This window comes from Pedobacter sp. (assembly GCF_035566355.1).
In the GTDB taxonomy this organism is placed as follows: domain Bacteria; phylum Bacteroidota; class Bacteroidia; order Sphingobacteriales; family Sphingobacteriaceae; genus Pedobacter.
In genome coordinates, this window is the sequence record NZ_DATMRL010000648.1 from 1 (window position 1) to 17,163 (window position 17,163).

The window sequence follows — 17,163 nt, forward strand, 5'->3', positions numbered from 1 at the left end:
TTTCTAAAAAATTAATGTATTTGGAAGAGCCTCCATATTGTGGATACTGTTCTTTTTTGAAGCCCATTTTTTTTAGAAAATCGAGGTCAGGCACCGGAAAGGTAAAATCTCTTCGGCGGTTGGTATTCTCTATTCCTACAACTATAGATTTTGGAAAGCGGTTTACCCAAGGCTGGGTATTGTACCTCACTATCCCTGTAATGTGAATGAAATCTTCTTCCAGACCGCCATCAAGGATATAAATCACCGGGTATTTGGTTGTATCCGTTTCCTTATAGTCCTCTGGTAGATAGATGTTAATTTTACGGGTTTCATCCAATTCTTTCGATTCTAACAGTGTGGTAACACCAATAGTTAGAGGTTGGGTCTTCTCCTGGGCATAAATCGTGCTGGAGATTAAAAACAGAAATAGGATTCGTAGTACTTGTCTTTTCATAGTTAGATCGCCGTAAAGCTATAAAAAAAGCCTTAGTATAATGGGTAAAAATGTAATGGGCTAACTTCTGCATAAAATCACACGAACCTCTATCATTTCAATCGATAAGATACACCGAGACGCCACATTCGGGAATAGGTTTCGCTTTTACCGCCTCCAAGTACCTTTTCTTTATAATCTTTAATTCCGTGAGAATAACCGATGTAAACACCAATCCCATGATCAAATTCTGTAGACAGTTGAATTCTCGGCCTAAGATCATTTTTCCTGTTTAATCGATCAACAGAAGTTTGAATGTCAAAGGCTGCATTGTCTGTAGATTTTGCATGTCCCTTTTCGGTAGAACTCAAAATACGTCCTATGTCCATTCCTCCCACTAAATCAAAGGTACGTTTGCCAATAAGGAAACGCCCGCCCATATATGGAAACAAATTTATGAAAGAATTATTTAGGTAGGTGTTGCCTTTAAAAGAGGATGCTATATCACCAATTATGCCTTGGTAATCTAAATTCACCCTACTTCTTAGCATTTCATAGCCCAAATCAGCTCCATAAATAAAATGATGCTGGGTTACTTTCCTGATATTAAAAGAAAGGCCATAGCTGAGCCCTCCTTTTGATCCATAAGGGTTATTCGTATAAGTTGCACCATTGATCCTGGAAACAGATTCTGCCCCAGCGCCCCGATAAGAATAAAGACCTGAATTTAAGTTGGCGCGAATTTCTAGCTGTTGTGCTTTTAATGATAGTGGAAGTAGTCCGAAAAATAATAAGAAAGTAGAGATCTGTTTCATAAAAGTTTAATTTGGTTAATATACTAACGTATCTCATCGAGCTAACGCTACTCTGTTAAAAAGAAAAAGCCAGCACCCCGATTATAAACAACTCCTTTAATGAGGCAATTCAGTTTATAAATGCTCTTATTGTTGGTCAAGAGCGGTGATATTAATTAAGACATGGAAAGGAACAAATTCCGTTTAAACATATAGAGCAGTAAATTGTTAACTTTATAAATTGACTATGCATTCCGTTTTTCTAATTAATTCACCTATAACCTTTTTTAATTATGCAACCTATTAGTAAAAAAGCTTCTACTCTCTTTGCTGTCGGCCTGATTTCTATATTAGCCTGTAACAATGGTGATGCTCAATCACCGGTGGAAACCCAGCCGGCAAATACAAAATATAAGCCCGCATTTACCGGGCAAACACGTATTGCAGGTGTAAAAACCAAAACACCTGTCTCTGTTACTTTATTAAGTAAGGATTTGGAACATCCCTGGGGAATCTGTGTTTTACCCGATGGGCGCTTTTTAGTTTCTGAAAAGCTGGGAACCATGTGTATTATAACCACTACTGGAAAAATAGTAAAAAAAATAACCGGCTTACCTAAAGTTGTACCGGATGGACAAGGCGGCCTTCTCGACGTTAATATTGATCCGCATTTTGCCAGCAACAGAATGATCTATTGGGATTATTCTGAACAAACATCCGGAGGCACATTATTAGCGATTGCCAAAGGTAAATTGTCTGCAGATGAGACTAAAATTGAAAATATACAAGTAATTTATCGTGCCACTCCGGCCTATAAAGGAACGCTTCAATTTGGTTCCCGTATCGTTTTTGATAAAAATGGAAACTTATTTGTAAGTACTGGTGAGCGCTCAGGAAATGATATCCGGATGCAGGCACAAGCCTTGAATTCGTCTCTCGGAAAAATCATTCACCTTACTAAGGATGGGAAAGCTGTTCCGGGCGGCCCTTTTTCTAAAACACCAAATGCAAGACCTGAAATTTATGCTTTGGGTCTTCGTAGTCCTGAAGGATTGGCTATAAATCCACTAACTGGCGAATTATGGGAATCTGAATTTGGACCAAGAGGTGGTGATGAGATCAATATTATTCGCCCCGGAAAGAATTATGGGTGGCCGGTGATCACCTACGGTATAGAATACAGTGGTGAAAAAGTGGGCGATGGTATCCAGCAAAAGAAAGGCATGGAACAGCCGGTTTATTATTGGGATCCTGTTGTATCTCCTTCAGGAATTGCTTTTTATAACAGTAACGTTATTCCGGAATGGAAAGGCAACCTTTTTGTTGGCGGCTTAAGTAGTACGCATATTGTTAGGTTGGTGATCAAAAACAATAAAGTTGTTGGTGAGGAGAGGTTCTTAAAAAGCGAAGGTGAGCGTTTCCGTGCACTTGCGGTTGGAAAAGATGGAGCGCTTTATGCTGTAACTGACGGTGGACGATTCTATAGAGTTGCAAAGAAATAAAATAAGCCCTGCAGATTCTTCCAGGATCTGCAGGGCTTAAACTATTTTCTGTTTTAGGAAGCTCTTTTATTTCGATTTGGTACCCGGATTCATAATTTGTATGGCTTCGCGGATATTTTTAAAAACTGGCTTATGATTGTAGTCGCGGCTCATTCTATAAGCTCCTGCTCCCCCACCATTGTTGTCTTTCATCCATTGTGCATAACTTAGCAGCGAGGCAAGGGTTTTAGCATCACCATCTGGTGCAGAATCCTGACCGCCATTTGCATAAATATATTGATCCCCATTTACAAGCGCTATAAACTTACTGCCATATGCTTTAACAATTGGAGGAAAATCCTGAGTTCCAGATCCACGCCAGGCGCGGTTACCTCCTATATAGGACTGAAAATATACATAATCGTAATTTGATTTAGATGGCTCAAATAGAACATCATAACCTATATTTCTACCTTTAAAAATAACGTCTGTATCGTAGATGAAAAGCGGCTTCTTTCCGTTGGGGTTGATGGTGCAGCTGGTACAGTTCGGGCCGAAATATTTTGCCAGGGCAGAAAGGAATTTCGCAGCGTTGTACGCAGGTACCTCAGCACCGAACATTCCTGTTTCTATATCGACATCAAGTCCATCCCACCTATTCTGAACAACATATTCCATATACTTGTTTTTTGCATAATGGTCATAGGTACTCGTACTTTTTGCTACATTTGGATCTATGCCTGCAGGGCGTACATAGCCAGGGGTTTTAGTGATGGGATCATTTACAGAGTGATCAAAGTAAGCACTGTTGGGCGCTATCGTTTTCACAATTTTAATTCCCTTTTTCTGTGCTGCCCTCCAATGGTCCGGGTTTGGGTCATACCCCACGAAAAGTGAAACAATATCGAGACTGTCGGGAAGATTTGATAAATTGGTTGATGCTTCGGGGTCATTACCGTCGGCAACCACATATCCTACGGCCAACAGATGATCACTAGCTTTATACTTAAGCAGTTGTTTTAAATAACTTGTCGAATCTGCTGATAAAGATGTAGAATCCTTGCCATTTAAGCTGGATCTGGTAGATGTAAATGAAAAGAATAAACCGGTTATTATAACCAGTAAACCTATCCAAATTGGATATTTCTGTATCGGTTGCTTCATTTGTTGATTTTTATATGCTCTTCTAAATTACAAAAAACAAGCAATCATTGATGGTGATGACTTAGGAATTTCTCCGGTAACCTAATTCTGCCCCACCACTAACTGGTAATATCGTGCCAGTAATAAATCTGGATTGATCAGAAAGAAGAAAAACACAAGCATCAGCAATCACATCGCCTTCAGGGCAATAGCCTAAAGGATGAATATCATCCAGGTATTTTTCTATGGAGCTTGGATCTGGTTGCTCTTTAGACCATTCACGTAACATAGGCGTCCAGACTCCGGCCGGGAGGACGGCGTTAACGCGGATGCCATAACGCGCATAATCAAGGGCCATTGATTTGGTCAATGTGTTTAATGCACCTTTGGTTGCGCTATAGGCTGCATGATTTTCCTGACCAATTTCGCCAACAAGACTACTGGTATTCAAAATACACCCTTTAGTTCTTTTAAGTTCTTCGAAACCAAAACGAGTGGTAAACAAAACACTCATTACATTTACATCCATCAATTTCCGCCATTCTTCATCACTGGTTTCATGCAGGGGTTTGGAGGGGCTGGCAATACCTGCATTATTATGGATGGCATCAATCCTTCCAAACTTATGCAGGGTTTCGCGTATGGCCTTCTCGACATCCTCTCCTGAAGAAACGTCACAAACAATTCCATGATGCTCCTTGCCCAACAGTTTCACTGCTTCTTTAACAGATGGCTCGGAAGATGCTGCGATAACAACACAAGCGCCCGCTGCAGCATAGGCTTTAGCACATTCCAGACCTATTCCCATAGATCCTCCTGTAAGGAAGATTACTTTGCCTGATAATAACATTGTTTCCAACGTCTTTATTTTTGAATTTTTAGTCATCTATCTGAATATATAGTATAGTACGCCTGTTACTAAAAGTAGCAATACCGACAGCACCTTATAGTTGCCGAAACCTTTCCAGCCTGCATCATATAAGGGTTCTAAAGGTGATTTCCAATAAAGTTGTGCACTTTGATCGGTATGTTGTACAGGATAGATTCGCGAAAAGCTGACCTGTATGATGACACAGGTGCAGAACAGATAAAAGGCCATCATCATGAAGGGAATATGTCCGATTATAGTCTCGGGATACAACTTACCGGCCGCAAACACAATTACACCTAAAGCAGAACCAATCCATAAAGTCAGCTTTGCTGATTCTGCAGAGGCTCCTTTCCAAAATACGCCTAGTAGAAACACACATGTGATTGGTGGAGCAATATGCGCAATGATGTCATTGATGCCGCTGAAGATGCTCTCGTACCTCCCCAGTAAAGGTAACAGCGCAAGAGAAAAAACAAGTGCGACACCGGCTGATAGCTTGCCTGCCCAAATCAGTTGCTTATCTGATGCACCAGGACGGTACCGTTGGTACATATCGTAACTGACCATGGTGGATATGGAATTTAATGCACCCGCCACCTGGCTCATCAGGCCGGATAAAAGGGCTGCCACCAATACACCAACCAGGCCAGTGGGCAGAAGTTGTGTAATCATTAATGTATAAATTCCTTTTGAATTAACATGACCTTTGTCATCTACTCCTAAGCTGCTGATGTCCAAATGCCCCGATTTTGATAAGGTATAGGCCAGCAGACCCGGCAAAACAAAAATAAATACCGGAAGGATCTTAAGAAAGCCACAGAACAAAGATCCAACCCTTGCATGATTCTCATCCTTAGCGCCCAGCACACGCTGAACAATGGTTTGATCGGCACACCAGTACCAGATTCCTAAAATAGGATAACCTAAAAATACGGTATACCAGGGCATTCCACTACTGTCACCAGATGGTCTTAACATGGATAATTTATTCATTTCGCCAGTGTTTTTCAGAACATCCGTCATATGACTCCAGCCACCCATTTTGTGAAAAGCAGCGTAACTGATGATAAATGCTCCTGTAAGCAATACTACAGTTTGTATCGACTCGGTGACTACTACGGCTTTTAATCCACCAATGATGGTGTAAATAGCTGTTATAATACAAATGACGATAACACTGAGGTACATGTTCAGCCCAAACAACGTTTTTAGCACAATACCGCCAGCGAGCATAGAGAATGCGATGTGAATAATGATGGCAGAAACGACTGAGATCACAGCCAGCCAGTCGCGGCTTGAACGATCATAGCGTTTTTCGAGAAAATCGGGTAAAGTGGCGACCCCGGATTTGATATAAAATGGCACAAAGAATAAGGCAAGAAGTACGAGTGTAACACCGGCCATCCATTCAAAATTTCCATTGAGTAAACCACTATCAAAGCCGCTCTGTGCCAAACTAACCAAATGTACAGTGGATATATTCGTCGCAAAAAGTGCCAGACCGATAGCTGGCCATTTAAGGGTTTTTCCGGCGAGAAAATACCCGCCGGCAGTATTTGTTTTGCTTTTGCGCCGATGGCGGATTCCCGTCCAGAGCCCTATTGCCAGAATACCAAGCAGATATGCAATACTGATGCACAAGTCTAGAGATTTTAACATAATTTTTATATTAATGAATCAAGTCGCAACTACTTCCGGCTTCCATCGGAGTTCTGTAAACTCCTCCTTCAATGATTGCAGGATGGACAAAATGTTTTTGCAGATGTGGTATATGTTCTAAAAATAAAGCTTCATGACCTATGGAAATATGATTAAACAGGACCAGGTGTTGATGCAATTGACCCATATCCCCAACATGAGGGACTACAGGAATGCCGTATTTCCGGCAGAGTAAACTTACTGTAATGAATTCACTTACGCCACCTAGTCTCACGGCATCTGGCTGCATAAAGCCTGCCGCTCCCGTTTGCAGGTAGTTTTTAAAAATTATGCGATTGGGAACATGTTCACCGAGCGCTAATTTAGTTGGTGCGATAGCTTCAGCCAGGGTTTTATGTGCTATTACATCATCGGGATGGGTCGGTTCCTCAACCCAGTAAGGTTGCATACTTTGAAATTCTTTGCATATTTTAAGTGCTTGTGGTAAGGTCCATTGCTGGTTGGCGTCGAGCATCACTTTGATGTCCGGTCCGGCCACTTCTCTTACAATATGAGACCGGCGGATATCTCTTTCTGAATCTTTGCTTCCCACTTTCAGCTTCATCGCCGTAAATCCTTCTGCAACTGCTCTGACACAGTTTTCACGTACTTTTTCGTCGCTATAATTGAACCAACCAATAGAGGTATCATAGCCAGGATAACCTGAGCTGAGTATTCCATACCGGCTTTCTTTACCTGCATAATTATCTTTTAATAGATTTAACGCCTGCTCTGGACTAAGTACATCTTCCAGGTAAGAAAGATCAAGCGTCTTCACAATTTCTTCTGGTGAAAGATCAATCAGTAATTTCCATAGCGGTACTCCCCTTTTCTTTGCCCATAAATCGTAACAAGCATTGGTTACTGAAGCTAGAGCCAAATGTACTACGCCTTTATGGGGGCCTAACCAGCGGAACTGCTGTTCATTGGAAAGACGGTTAAACAATGCCCCAAAATCAGACATCAGCTCTTCAATATCTTTACCTTTCAGCTGCTCCGCATAAAACTGAGCTGCTTTGCAGACCAGGTCATTTCCTTCACCCAATGTAAAAGCAAACCCTGTTCCTGTAAGACCGCTGTCGTCAATCAGGTTGGTTACCGCATAAGAATAGATGGGATCGCTATGGATAGCGTCACTTCCTGCCCCTTTGCCTAGGGGAAAACGCAAGTCATTGATCTGTATTTTCTTTATCATTTATCCCGTATTATAGATAATCAGTAAATATTTAGTTAGAAATCAAAACTAATCCCATATAGATCAATCAGCAATGAATTATCTCTCTATTTTAATGGATTATTCGATTAAAATGGTAGCTTTAGCTATCAATCCCAGCTATGTATGACGTTAAGTACAGCAGATAATAAGCGCAAGAAGAAAGTAAGAGATGGATTTGAGGGGCAAAAGTTGATCAGTTTACCTAATATGATCTATAAGAATACCGACACTGTAAATGCACTTTTGAATCAAATTTTTATTACCCATATAGGCTATTTCCCTAAGGCTTCCTCACATTTTCGTGAACGCAGGAAGGGTTGCGAAGACAATATTTTTATTTATTGTATTGGTGGAAAAGGGTGGTATATGATTGATAAGAAGAGATATGAAGTTGGGCCGAATCAATTTTTTCAAATTCCAGCAACGACAAGGTATTTAAAATATGCTGCAGATCAGGATCAGCCATGGACTATATTTTGGGTGCATTTTAGTGGTAAAGAAATAGATGCCTTTAACCAGACCCTGAACATCACCCTGGGTGATGGCCCTCAACAAATTCATTATAATGAAAAAGGAATTCAGATTTGGAACGATATGTATCGATGCCTTGAAATGGGATACAGTAAGGATAATCTGAATAATGCAAATATGTGTTTATACCATTTTTTGTCTACTTTTCTATATCCGGAACAACATTTTACAGGAAACGAGGATAAAGGGATAGTGAGAGAAACAATTGTTTTTATGCGGAGTGAACTGGCTAATAAGTTTACTGTGGAAGATTTCTCCGCACGCCATAAACTTTCAGCCTCCCACTTTTCAAGTCTATTCCGTCAGTCAACAGGAATCTCGCCTATGGAATATTTTATACAGTTAAAAATCCAGCAATCATGTCACTTGTTGTACAGTACGGGAACTAAAATCAAGGATGTAGCCATTAGCCTTGGCTATGATGATCCTTATTATTTTTCACGCTTGTTTAAAAAAATAATGGGTATTTCTCCGAAGCAATACAGAGTTATAAATAATGGACTGAATAAATAAGCAGTCGAATAATCCATCTGATTAACCTAACTAATGAGGCAATTTATCTTTCACAACACCATATAGATAAGTGCCTGTTAAAGCTCCGATTGCTACAACAACCATTCCCAGATAGCCATATCCTATGCCAACAAAAATTGGCCCCGGGCATGCACCTGTAAGTGCCCAGCCAAGGCCAAAAATGGTCCCACCTATGATGTATTTTCTCCAGCTTTTATCCTTGTTTTGAAATTTTATGGGTTGCCCGTGCAGGTCTTTCACACCTGCTTTCTTTATTAAAAATACAGCAATTACTCCGCAAACTACCGCCGTGCCTATGATTCCGTACATATGGAAAGCCTGAAAACGAAACATTTCCTGTATACGGTACCAGGACATCGCTTCAGATTTAACCATTACGATTCCGAAAATTATTCCTGTAAAAATGTATTTGAGAAACTTCATTGCTAAAAAATAATTGGAAATAAAAAATGTGTCATGATAAGACCGCCGATAAAGAAGCCTATAACTGCAACTAAAGAAGGGAGTTGAAGATTTGAAAGACCGCTGATGGCATGACCAGATGTACAACCGCCAGCGTACCTGCTCCCAAAGCCAACAAGCATACCTCCAAGCAGGAGTGTAAGAACAACTTTGAAAGAGGCCAGCGATTTAAAATCAAATAACTGAGGTGGGTTTAAACCGCCGTCAAATTGAATTCCTAGTCTAGCTAGATCAGCAATGGTCGATTTAGATAAGTTTAGAGGGACATTGCTCTCTAAAAACGTAGAGGCTATATATCCTCCGATGACCGCGCCTACAAGAAAAAACAAATTCCATTTCTGGACTTTCCAGTTGAAATCAAAAAAGCGCACTTTTTTACCAGCGCCTATCATGCTGCAAATGGTGCGAAGATTAGATGAAAAGCCAAATGATTTTCCAAAAAAAAGCAAAGCAATCATAATGAATGCTATAACTATCCCAGAAATGTACCATGGCCATGGCTGTTTAATGAGTTCTAAAAGCATAAAAGATAGATTATCAATATTTAAAAGTTATCATAAATTCATTTGATCTTTTTAGCCGGTCTGTTAAAGATTCTTTTTAAAATAAATCTTAAAGGAATGCATATTATCTAAATATCTGTATTCGAGTTCAAATCCATATAATGTACAAATCTGCTTGCTGATTGCCAATCCAAGCCCCATTCCTTCTGATTCAGCAGATTTAGAAAAACGATCAAAGATTCTGTCCCGAACACGTTTGTCTTTACCAGTATTGGAAATTACCATGATGTTTGAAGCAAGTTTTACATCGATATGGCCTCCTGTGTGGTTATGCCTAACTGAATTGCTGAAGAGATTATTCAAAAGGATATCTGCCAGATATCTGCTCATCGTAATTTCAGTTTTTTCCAGCTGAGCGTTAACCTCTAGCCCATCTTTCTGAAATAACTCATGGAATTGCCGGATCTTTCCCTCAAGCATTTCTTGAATATCGATATTTTCGGCGTCTGGAATAATATTATTTTCAATTTTCGCAAGTAATAGAAGTGATTGATGAAGCCTGGAAAGTCTTCCTGTTGCATGATAAATATCCTCAAGGAGATGTCCTTGTTGTTCTGTAAAGGTTTCTGTCTGAAGCAGGGAGTCAAGCTTGGAGTTGATCACTGCCAGAGGAGTCATCATTTCATGTGATGCATTATCTGTAAAGCTTTTGAGTTCCTTATAATCCTGTCTTACCTTTTTTGCCATAGCATTTACAGATTCATTTAGCTCCCTAAACTCATCTACCTCTGTTGGCTCCTCCTTTATGTTTTCCATTTTTGTAACCTCAAAAGCCTTCATTCTGTTTAGGATTGAGTAAAATGGTCTCCATAACCGGCTCAATACAAAGCGATTTATGAGAATTAATGAAAGTAATAGAATAACGGTGACACCCAATGTGATGAGTAAGATAATGCGTACAAGATCTTCAGATTCTACCCTTGACTTGGTAATTGTAACCTGGTAGACCTTACCCTTTAGAGATACTGTAGTAACCAAGCTCCGGCCAGGTTCTACCTCTTTTTCCTTCGGATTGACATAAGTTGTATAACTGAAATCCCGTATGCCAGATACATCACCATTAATCTCTTTATATGAAACCTGTTGGTCCAGGTAGCTGGCTGGGAGCGGCAATTTTTGATAGGTCTGTGTATATTGACGAATTTCGTTCTCTTCTACAGCCAAATCCCGGTCCAGTCTTTCTGTTAATATAAAGTGAATGACTACATAATAAATAATACCTGTAATGATCAGGATAACCAATGAAGTCAGGAGGTTTGCACGATTATATCTGGTTGACAACTTCATGCATCTCCAAATTTATAACCGATTCCATATACTGAACGTAAATAGTCCTTCCCACCTGCTTCAGCCAATTTCTTTTTCAGGTTTTTTACATGAGTATAGATAAAATCAAAATCGTTCGATAAGTCCATTTCATCTCCCCATAAGTGTTCGGCCATGGCATTTTTTGTCACTATTTTATTTTTGTTGGCAAGAAAATAAACAAGCAGATCAAATTCCTTTTTGGTAAGAACTATCTGATTATTGAATACAGAAGTCTTCATGGCAGATACATCGACTTTAATTTCATTAAATAGTATCAAATTATCACCATCGAAGTTTTTTCTTCTCACAATTGCACTTACTCTTGCTTTTAGCTCAGAAAGATGAAAGGGTTTCACCAAATAATCGTCGGCACCGAGATCAAGGCCAGCAAGTCTGTCATCAAGAGAATGCCTCGCCGATAGGATAAGGACACCGTCCTTTTTCTTCATCTGTTTCAGTTGCGACAAGAGTTCAAGTCCTTCACCATCAGGAAGGCCCAGGTCAAGCAAAATACAATCGTAGTTATAAAGTGCGATCTTTTCAGATGCAGATGCAAAGTTGGAAGCAAACTCGCAGATATTCCCTTCTCCTATAAAATAAGCAAGAATGCTTTCTAAAAGTGCCTGTTCGTCTTCAATGACTAGAATTTTCATCAGTATATAATTGTTAATACTTTGCTTATTGCCTTCATTTGTATGAATGAACTCGTAAACCCGGATTGCTTTTGCCTATATGCTATCCAAGTTTCCAATCTGGTCTTTCAAAGTGACAGGTATATCCATAAGGATGCTTTTGGAGGTAATTCTGATGCTCTTCTTCGGCGTTCCAAAAATCAGTCTCTGGAACGAGTTCTGTTATGATTTTTCCCGGCCATATACCAGAAGCTTCCATCTCATCAATCAAACCTTTTGCGACCTGTTGCTGTCTTTCATCCAAATAGAAAATAGCAGAACGATAAGATGTACCTATATCATTTCCCTGCCTGTTTCTCGTTGTCGGATCATGAATCTGGAAGAAATATTCAAGAAGTTTGCGATAAGACAAGATGGCAGGATCAAACGTAATCTCAATAGCCTCAGCATGTGTACCATGATTTCGGTAAGTAGCATTGGGAACATCTCCTCCGGTGTATCCGACAACTGTTGAAATCACTCCGGGATAATGTCGAATAAGTTCTTCCACTCCCCAAAAGCATCCGCCAGCCAGAATTGCTTTTTCAGTATCCATATATATTTTTCTTTTTAATTGTATAAAGATACACTGACAACAGGTATATTTTGGTTTAATTTCAGTAAATTCATCATCTGAAGCTCGCTGGGCTAACGTAATTTTTAATAACGAAACAATAATACATGCTAATAATCAATAACTTCGAAGAATATCAATCGCATTTGGGTCAGGAATTAGGCGTTTCTAATTGGCATAAAATCGATCAGGATCAGATCAATAAATTCGCAGATGCAACATTTGATCATCAATGGATACATGTTGATAAAGAAAAAGCCGCAAATGAAGGCCCATTTAAAGCGACTATTGCACATGGCTATTTAACTTTATCTTTAATACCCTATCTATGGAAGCAGATTGCAGATGTCCGCAACATTAAAATGGAAATCAACTACGGTATTGAGAGTTTTAAATTTGGTCAACCGGTATTGGTAGACAGTGATGTTCAGTTAAAGGCTAAGCTGATATCGATAGCCAATTTGCGTGGTACGACGAAGGTTATTATTGAAGCAACGCTTGCTATTAAAGATCAACCAAAACCAGCTTATGTTGGCAATGTTGTCTTTCTTTACCATTTCATATAATATATTGGATTAACCATGATATAGGGGCCCATACTCAGTGGTGGGCCTAACCATAAGGCCCATTGGCAATCTTGCCAGTCTGTAAACATATGAAAGAGTAATCCAACTGCAATTATCCGTGTTTTTGGAAAAAAGAGCAGAACAAAATAAAGCACAATGGCGTAGTAAGAATGCAAAGGATGATATCCAATGCTGCATCTATCCGGATCAAAAATCGGGGTGGCCAGCAGATGATCGGCATCCACGAGCATAGTCGCGATCATAATTAGCCAGGCCTTTTTCCATTCATTTCTGAAAAATACATATGCTATTAAACCAGGTGCCAGGAAATGTAAACTATAGTGGACTATAGGTTTTAATGCAAAAAACAGATGCGGACTCATACTCCGATAAATATAAATTTTAATCGTAGCATAATTATCAAAAGATTTATAATATTTAGGATTGGTGCAACTATGAACCTCTCAACAAAGTTAAACTGGACCTTTTAACAAAACAATCTGTAATTTTTATTCCCACCTTTGTGCAATTAAATTAGAGAATGAAACGGTTCTTAAAAATCATTAAACGAATTATGACCATCTTGTTAAGTATACTATTGCTTTTGGCGATAACCACCTTTTTCTATATCAGACAACCAAAATTTGGAAAAGCTCCTTCTGCTGAACGCTTAGATCTTCTTAAAAAATCACCACGGTATAAGGATGGTAAATTTCAAAATACACACTACACACCCGATCTAACCGAAGGATATAGTATGTTCGGTATCATTTACGATCAATTATTCAAAGACCATCCAAGGAGAAAGCCTGCTGGCCAAATTCCATCTACTAAAACCGATTTGATAAACCTTCCGGCAGATGCTGAGGTGCTGGTATGGTTTGGTCATTCTTCCTATTTTATCCAGATTGAGGGAAAGCGCTTTTTAGTAGATCCTGTATTTAGTGGAACTGCTTCACCATTACCTGGAACAGTAAAAGCCTTTAAAGGTACAGACAGATATACAGTAGAAGATCTGCCAGCTATTGATTACCTACTCATTAGTCATGATCATTACGACCATCTGGATTATGAAACCATCGTCAAATTGAAAGATAAAGTAAAAACTGTAATCTGTGGTTTGGGTGTGGGTGCGCATTTTGAAAGCTGGGGCTATCCTGCAAAGGAAATCATAGAAAGCGACTGGAATGAAACGATCTCCCTGGCTGACGGATTTAAACTACATACTACTCCTGCCAGGCATTTTTCAGGCAGAGGATTTACCAGAAATAATACGCTTTGGATGTCCTACGTGCTACAAACACCCACAACTAAGATATATGTTGGCGGTGACAGCGGTTATGACACTCATTTTGCTGAAATTGGCCGTCAATTTGGGCCTATAGATCTAGCCATCTTAGAAAATGGGCAATATAATATTGCCTGGAAAGCTATTCACATGCTGCCCGAACAAGTAATTCAGGCTGCACTGGATTTAAAGGCCAGAAGGCTTTTCCCTGTACATTCCTCTAAATTTATGCTTGCTATGCATCCATGGAATGAGCCGCTGATCAAGGTAACCGAACTCGCCAGAGCACATCATCTTCCTTTGGTTACCCCCATTATCGGTGAAAGCGTAAATCTCCGCGACACCACCCATGTTTTTCCAGAGTGGTGGAAACAAGTAAATTAGATGATCATAAGACGAACGTATGAAATACATTGAAACAAAGTCTTGCTACATTGGTCCTGAAATATCACCTGAACAATTCATTTCAGAACACTTTTTTCTGTTTTTAGTAAAGGGGTCAATTACCGGATATGACGGTAATAAAAAATATGAACTGAAAGCCGGCGATTCCTGTATTGTAAAAAAAAATCGTTTGGCCAGGTACCATAAACAGACACATGATGGAGGGATGGAAAAGGTAGTTGTCATTTTTGATAAAGCATTTCTAAAGTCTTTCCAGCTTAAACATCAAGGTACAGCTTCTGTTGCCGATAATCAAAATGCCTTTATACTCTTAAAAAGAGATGATCTGATCAATAGCTTCATCAATTCTCTTACGCCTTATTATGGCAATAATGGCAAAATGGATGAAGTTTTTTCTAATATCAAAAGGGAAGAACTTTTATTGATCCTATTGCAAAAACACCCTGAATTGCACAGTATTTTCTTCGACTTTGGAACTCCCGAAAAAATTAATCTGGAAGAATTCATGAATCGAAATTATAAATTCAACGTTAGCGTAGAGCGTTTTGCTTATTTAACGGGCCGGAGTCTATCTGCGTTTAAAAGAGATTTTAAAACCACATTTCAAGATACGCCGAGCAGATGGTTGGTAAAAAAAAGGTTAGAAGAAGCCTATTTTCTGATGGAAAAGAAAGGTAAAAAACCATCTGACATCTATATTGATCTTGGATTTGAAGATCTGTCTCACTTCTCTTTTGCATTCAAAAAGAAGTATGGTCTGGTGCCGTCATTATTAAGCAAATTGGAAAAACATCTGTGAGAATAGACAAAACCTCATGAAGTTTCTTTTTATATTTTTTTTATTTTATTTAGATTGATTCCATTTAATACTTAGCTTTGGGCAAAAACTACAAAAAGCTGTGTTTAATAATAAGCCCAAACTTAACCCGGAGGATAAGAATCTAATCCAGTATATGGATGAAGCAGGCTTTGAACATCTATATCGTACCTATTGGAAGAAAGTATTCAGCATCATTTATCACTATACCAGCGATAAAGAAATCTCCAGCGAGATTGCACAGGATCTTTTTGCTTCTATTTGGGAACGCAGAGAAAAACTCGTGTTACGAACCACCATAGAGCAATATCTTTTTCGCTCAGCTAAACTTCAGGCTTTCGATTACCTTAGAACGAGCATACGTCAGACCCAATTGCTGGAATGTGCACTTCAAGATTATTGTGGTACACACAACTGCACAGAAGAGAAAGTAGCTTATAACGAACTTCATGGAAAATTGAATTTGCTGGTAGACCAATTACCATGTCGCTGCAGGGAGGTTTATCGTTTAAGCCAGCAAGAAGGACTCAATAATAAGCGCATCGCCTCTGCCCTATTGATTTCGGAGAAAACTGTAGAATACCATCTGTACAAAGCTATTAGCTTTTTAAGGGCCAACCTTGAAACTTTCCAGACAAAAACTTAAAAAAATACCAGACTGAACATCAAAGATTTATAAATTATTTTATATTTTTTGATTCCAAGCCTAGGAAAATCTCCTGTTCATACAACTTGTTTTTAGAGGGCATTACAGATGCTTAAAAAGCTTTATGGAAATCAATAAAGATATTATTCAGCGTTATCACCTGGGCCTGTGCAATTCAAATGAAATCGCCGCTATAGAAGCATGGTTAGAATCAGACCAGGTAAATATGACATTTCTGGAAGGCAAAGAACTTCAACAGCTCGAAGACACGGGTTGGGAACACCTCGGGGCGCATTTAGAATTGAAGCAGAGTCATATCGTGGAGGTGCCAAACAGCAAGCTAAAAATTCGTCGATTTCGTTTAGGCTGGCAAGTTGCAGCTGGTATTGCTTTCCTGTTGGGGATTGGTGCAATGTACTTTTTGTATTATTCGGGTGTACAGAATAATCTTAATATTCAAACCAGTGCTCAACTGATTTATAAAGAAATCCATACAAAAAGAGGTGAAAAGCTCCGGGTAAATCTGCCTGACGGAACTCAGGTATGGATGAATTCTGAGAGTACATTACGCTTTCCTCAGCAATTTGCAAAGAACCAAAGATCAGTTAGTTTTAGAGGGGAAGCTTATTTTATGGTAGCTAAGAATCCGAAAAAGCCATTTATGATCACTTCGAAGCGGACCAGAATACAAGTACTGGGCACCAGATTTAATCTGCGCGATTACGCCAGTGAAAAATTAAGCTGGGTAGTTGTGGAAGAAGGTAAAGTCCGCTTTTCTGGAATAGCCGCTACAGAAAATCTAATACTCACTGCAAACCAGAAAGGTATCTATGAGCCAGATGCAAAGCCAGTACTCTACTCACAATTGGTGTATAATACAGCCAAATATATGGACTGGAAGGATAACAAATTGGTTTTAGATAACCTCACATTACTAGAAATTTGCCCGATACTAGAAAGATGGTATGGCGTCAAACTTTTCATTGCCGATGAGAAATTAGTTAACAAACGCTATACTGGCAGTTTCGAAAATCCAGGCCTCAAACAAGTTATAGAAAGTATCTCCTTTGCTCTGAAATCTAAATACCATCAGCAAGACAACACATGGATCCTCTCTAAATAAAAATAGAAAAACCCGGGTTCGGTCGCCAAACTTCATCCCGGGCTATCGCCAATCAAT

19 protein-coding genes are annotated in these 17,163 nt (G+C 39.3%); 7 read left to right on the forward strand and 12 right to left on the reverse strand.

The window, feature by feature from the left end; translation table 11 throughout:
• Positions 1-436: alpha/beta hydrolase-fold protein (locus tag VNZ46_RS25465; RefSeq protein WP_325563860.1), on the reverse strand; the 436-nt coding region annotated here is incomplete at its 3' end.
• A 92-nt stretch (positions 437-528) separates the two neighbouring features.
• Positions 529-1,230: a hypothetical protein gene (locus VNZ46_RS25470; RefSeq protein WP_325563862.1), complete on the reverse strand. Its 702-nt coding sequence runs from the start codon at positions 1,228-1,230 to the stop codon at positions 529-531.
• Between the two features lie 272 nt (positions 1,231-1,502).
• On the opposite strand from VNZ46_RS25470, the gene VNZ46_RS25475 reads away from it, so the two are divergent.
• Positions 1,503-2,711: a PQQ-dependent sugar dehydrogenase gene (locus VNZ46_RS25475; RefSeq protein WP_325563863.1), complete on the forward strand. Its 1,209-nt coding sequence runs from the start codon at positions 1,503-1,505 to the stop codon at positions 2,709-2,711.
• A gap of 66 nt (positions 2,712-2,777) precedes the next feature.
• Here the strand turns inward: VNZ46_RS25475 and VNZ46_RS25480 are convergent, their stop codons facing one another.
• The 4 genes from VNZ46_RS25480 to VNZ46_RS25495 all read right to left on the reverse strand — a co-directional run bounded on the left by VNZ46_RS25480 (position 2,778) and on the right by VNZ46_RS25495 (position 7,597).
• Complete coding sequence (locus tag VNZ46_RS25480) at positions 2,778-3,854, reverse strand: glycoside hydrolase family 18 (protein ID WP_325563865.1); 1,077 nt, start codon at positions 3,852-3,854, stop codon at positions 2,778-2,780.
• A gap of 61 nt (positions 3,855-3,915) precedes the next feature.
• A complete protein-coding gene (locus VNZ46_RS25485) occupies positions 3,916-4,683 on the reverse strand; it encodes an SDR family oxidoreductase (protein WP_325563891.1) in 768 nt (255 codons plus the stop codon).
• Positions 4,684-4,719: 36 nt separating this feature from the next.
• Positions 4,720-6,363 carry a sodium:solute symporter gene (locus VNZ46_RS25490; protein WP_325563867.1) on the reverse strand — a complete coding sequence of 548 codons (1,644 nt, stop codon included), beginning with the start codon at positions 6,361-6,363 and terminating at the stop codon, positions 4,720-4,722.
• Between the two features lie 10 nt (positions 6,364-6,373).
• Positions 6,374-7,597, reverse strand: a complete 1,224-nt coding sequence (locus VNZ46_RS25495) for an enolase C-terminal domain-like protein (protein ID WP_325563869.1) — start codon at positions 7,595-7,597, stop codon at positions 6,374-6,376.
• Between the two features lie 144 nt (positions 7,598-7,741).
• On the opposite strand from VNZ46_RS25495, the gene VNZ46_RS25500 reads away from it, so the two are divergent.
• Entirely contained in the window at positions 7,742-8,662 is a 921-nt protein-coding gene (locus tag VNZ46_RS25500) for an AraC family transcriptional regulator (RefSeq protein ID WP_325563871.1), read from the forward strand.
• Positions 8,663-8,692: 30 nt separating this feature from the next.
• Here VNZ46_RS25500 and VNZ46_RS25505 read toward each other — a convergent pair whose 3' ends face one another.
• From VNZ46_RS25505 to msrA, 5 genes are all read right to left on the reverse strand, one after another.
• Positions 8,693-9,106 carry a DUF6691 family protein gene (locus VNZ46_RS25505; RefSeq protein WP_325563873.1) on the reverse strand — a complete coding sequence of 138 codons (414 nt, stop codon included), beginning with the start codon at positions 9,104-9,106 and terminating at the stop codon, positions 8,693-8,695.
• A gap of 2 nt (positions 9,107-9,108) precedes the next feature.
• Positions 9,109-9,669, reverse strand: a complete 561-nt coding sequence (locus VNZ46_RS25510; RefSeq protein ID WP_325563875.1) for a YeeE/YedE family protein — start codon at positions 9,667-9,669, stop codon at positions 9,109-9,111.
• Positions 9,670-9,732: 63 nt separating this feature from the next.
• Entirely contained in the window at positions 9,733-10,995 is a 1,263-nt protein-coding gene (locus VNZ46_RS25515) for a HAMP domain-containing sensor histidine kinase (RefSeq protein WP_325563877.1), read from the reverse strand.
• Positions 10,992-11,669, reverse strand: a complete 678-nt coding sequence (locus VNZ46_RS25520) for a response regulator transcription factor (RefSeq protein WP_325563879.1) — start codon at positions 11,667-11,669, stop codon at positions 10,992-10,994. Before VNZ46_RS25520 ends, VNZ46_RS25515 begins: the two co-directional genes overlap by 4 nt.
• Before the next feature lie 82 nt (positions 11,670-11,751).
• Complete coding sequence (msrA, locus tag VNZ46_RS25525; protein ID WP_325563881.1) at positions 11,752-12,243, reverse strand: peptide-methionine (S)-S-oxide reductase MsrA; 492 nt, start codon at positions 12,241-12,243, stop codon at positions 11,752-11,754.
• Positions 12,244-12,368: 125 nt separating this feature from the next.
• On the opposite strand from msrA, the gene VNZ46_RS25530 reads away from it, so the two are divergent.
• Positions 12,369-12,827 (forward strand): MaoC family dehydratase, encoded by a 459-nt coding sequence (locus VNZ46_RS25530; protein ID WP_199083182.1) that lies wholly within the window; start codon positions 12,369-12,371, stop codon positions 12,825-12,827.
• On the opposite strand, the gene VNZ46_RS25535 is transcribed toward VNZ46_RS25530, so the two are convergent.
• The gene (locus VNZ46_RS25535) at positions 12,812-13,210 is read right to left on the reverse strand and encodes a DUF6122 family protein (RefSeq protein WP_325563884.1); all 399 of its coding nucleotides are present in this window, start codon (positions 13,208-13,210) and stop codon (positions 12,812-12,814) included. The two genes, VNZ46_RS25530 and VNZ46_RS25535, sit on opposite strands and share 16 nt — an antisense overlap.
• A gap of 158 nt (positions 13,211-13,368) precedes the next feature.
• On the opposite strand from VNZ46_RS25535, the gene VNZ46_RS25540 reads away from it, so the two are divergent.
• The 4 genes from VNZ46_RS25540 to VNZ46_RS25555 all read left to right on the forward strand — a co-directional run bounded on the left by VNZ46_RS25540 (position 13,369) and on the right by VNZ46_RS25555 (position 17,106).
• The gene (locus tag VNZ46_RS25540) at positions 13,369-14,499 is read left to right on the forward strand and encodes an MBL fold metallo-hydrolase (RefSeq protein WP_325563886.1); all 1,131 of its coding nucleotides are present in this window, start codon (positions 13,369-13,371) and stop codon (positions 14,497-14,499) included.
• Between the two features lie 19 nt (positions 14,500-14,518).
• Positions 14,519-15,319, forward strand: a complete 801-nt coding sequence (locus tag VNZ46_RS25545) for an AraC family transcriptional regulator (protein WP_325563887.1) — start codon at positions 14,519-14,521, stop codon at positions 15,317-15,319.
• Positions 15,320-15,419: 100 nt separating this feature from the next.
• Positions 15,420-15,983 carry an RNA polymerase sigma-70 factor gene (locus tag VNZ46_RS25550; RefSeq protein WP_325563888.1) on the forward strand — a complete coding sequence of 188 codons (564 nt, stop codon included), beginning with the start codon at positions 15,420-15,422 and terminating at the stop codon, positions 15,981-15,983.
• Between the two features lie 124 nt (positions 15,984-16,107).
• Positions 16,108-17,106, forward strand: coding sequence for a FecR family protein (locus VNZ46_RS25555; RefSeq protein WP_325563889.1), 999 nt, complete (start codon positions 16,108-16,110; stop codon positions 17,104-17,106).
• Positions 17,107-17,163: the final 57 nt, after the last annotated feature.

What these genes read in the sequence shown, in the direction of transcription:
- VNZ46_RS25475 (WP_325563863.1), top strand. Translation starts at nt 1,503, where the DNA reads ATGCAACCTATTAGTAAAAAAGCTTCTACTCTCTTTGCTGTCGGCCTG.
- VNZ46_RS25535 (WP_325563884.1), bottom strand. Translation starts at nt 13,210, where the DNA reads ATGAGTCCGCATCTGTTTTTTGCATTAAAACCTATAGTCCACTATAGT.
- VNZ46_RS25485 (WP_325563891.1), bottom strand. Translation starts at nt 4,683, where the DNA reads ATGTTATTATCAGGCAAAGTAATCTTCCTTACAGGAGGATCTATGGGA.
- VNZ46_RS25470 (WP_325563862.1), bottom strand. Translation starts at nt 1,230, where the DNA reads ATGAAACAGATCTCTACTTTCTTATTATTTTTCGGACTACTTCCACTA.
- VNZ46_RS25490 (WP_325563867.1), bottom strand. Translation starts at nt 6,363, where the DNA reads ATGTTAAAATCTCTAGACTTGTGCATCAGTATTGCATATCTGCTTGGT.
- VNZ46_RS25505 (WP_325563873.1), bottom strand. Translation starts at nt 9,106, where the DNA reads ATGAAGTTTCTCAAATACATTTTTACAGGAATAATTTTCGGAATCGTA.
- msrA (WP_325563881.1), bottom strand. Translation starts at nt 12,243, where the DNA reads ATGGATACTGAAAAAGCAATTCTGGCTGGCGGATGCTTTTGGGGAGTG.
- VNZ46_RS25480 (WP_325563865.1), bottom strand. Translation starts at nt 3,854, where the DNA reads ATGAAGCAACCGATACAGAAATATCCAATTTGGATAGGTTTACTGGTT.
- VNZ46_RS25500 (WP_325563871.1), top strand. Translation starts at nt 7,742, where the DNA reads ATGACGTTAAGTACAGCAGATAATAAGCGCAAGAAGAAAGTAAGAGAT.
- VNZ46_RS25510 (WP_325563875.1), bottom strand. Translation starts at nt 9,669, where the DNA reads ATGCTTTTAGAACTCATTAAACAGCCATGGCCATGGTACATTTCTGGG.
- VNZ46_RS25515 (WP_325563877.1), bottom strand. Translation starts at nt 10,995, where the DNA reads ATGAAGTTGTCAACCAGATATAATCGTGCAAACCTCCTGACTTCATTG.
- VNZ46_RS25495 (WP_325563869.1), bottom strand. Translation starts at nt 7,597, where the DNA reads ATGATAAAGAAAATACAGATCAATGACTTGCGTTTTCCCCTAGGCAAA.
- VNZ46_RS25530 (WP_199083182.1), top strand. Translation starts at nt 12,369, where the DNA reads ATGCTAATAATCAATAACTTCGAAGAATATCAATCGCATTTGGGTCAG.
- VNZ46_RS25555 (WP_325563889.1), top strand. Translation starts at nt 16,108, where the DNA reads ATGGAAATCAATAAAGATATTATTCAGCGTTATCACCTGGGCCTGTGC.
- VNZ46_RS25520 (WP_325563879.1), bottom strand. Translation starts at nt 11,669, where the DNA reads ATGAAAATTCTAGTCATTGAAGACGAACAGGCACTTTTAGAAAGCATT.
- VNZ46_RS25545 (WP_325563887.1), top strand. Translation starts at nt 14,519, where the DNA reads ATGAAATACATTGAAACAAAGTCTTGCTACATTGGTCCTGAAATATCA.
- VNZ46_RS25540 (WP_325563886.1), top strand. Translation starts at nt 13,369, where the DNA reads ATGAAACGGTTCTTAAAAATCATTAAACGAATTATGACCATCTTGTTA.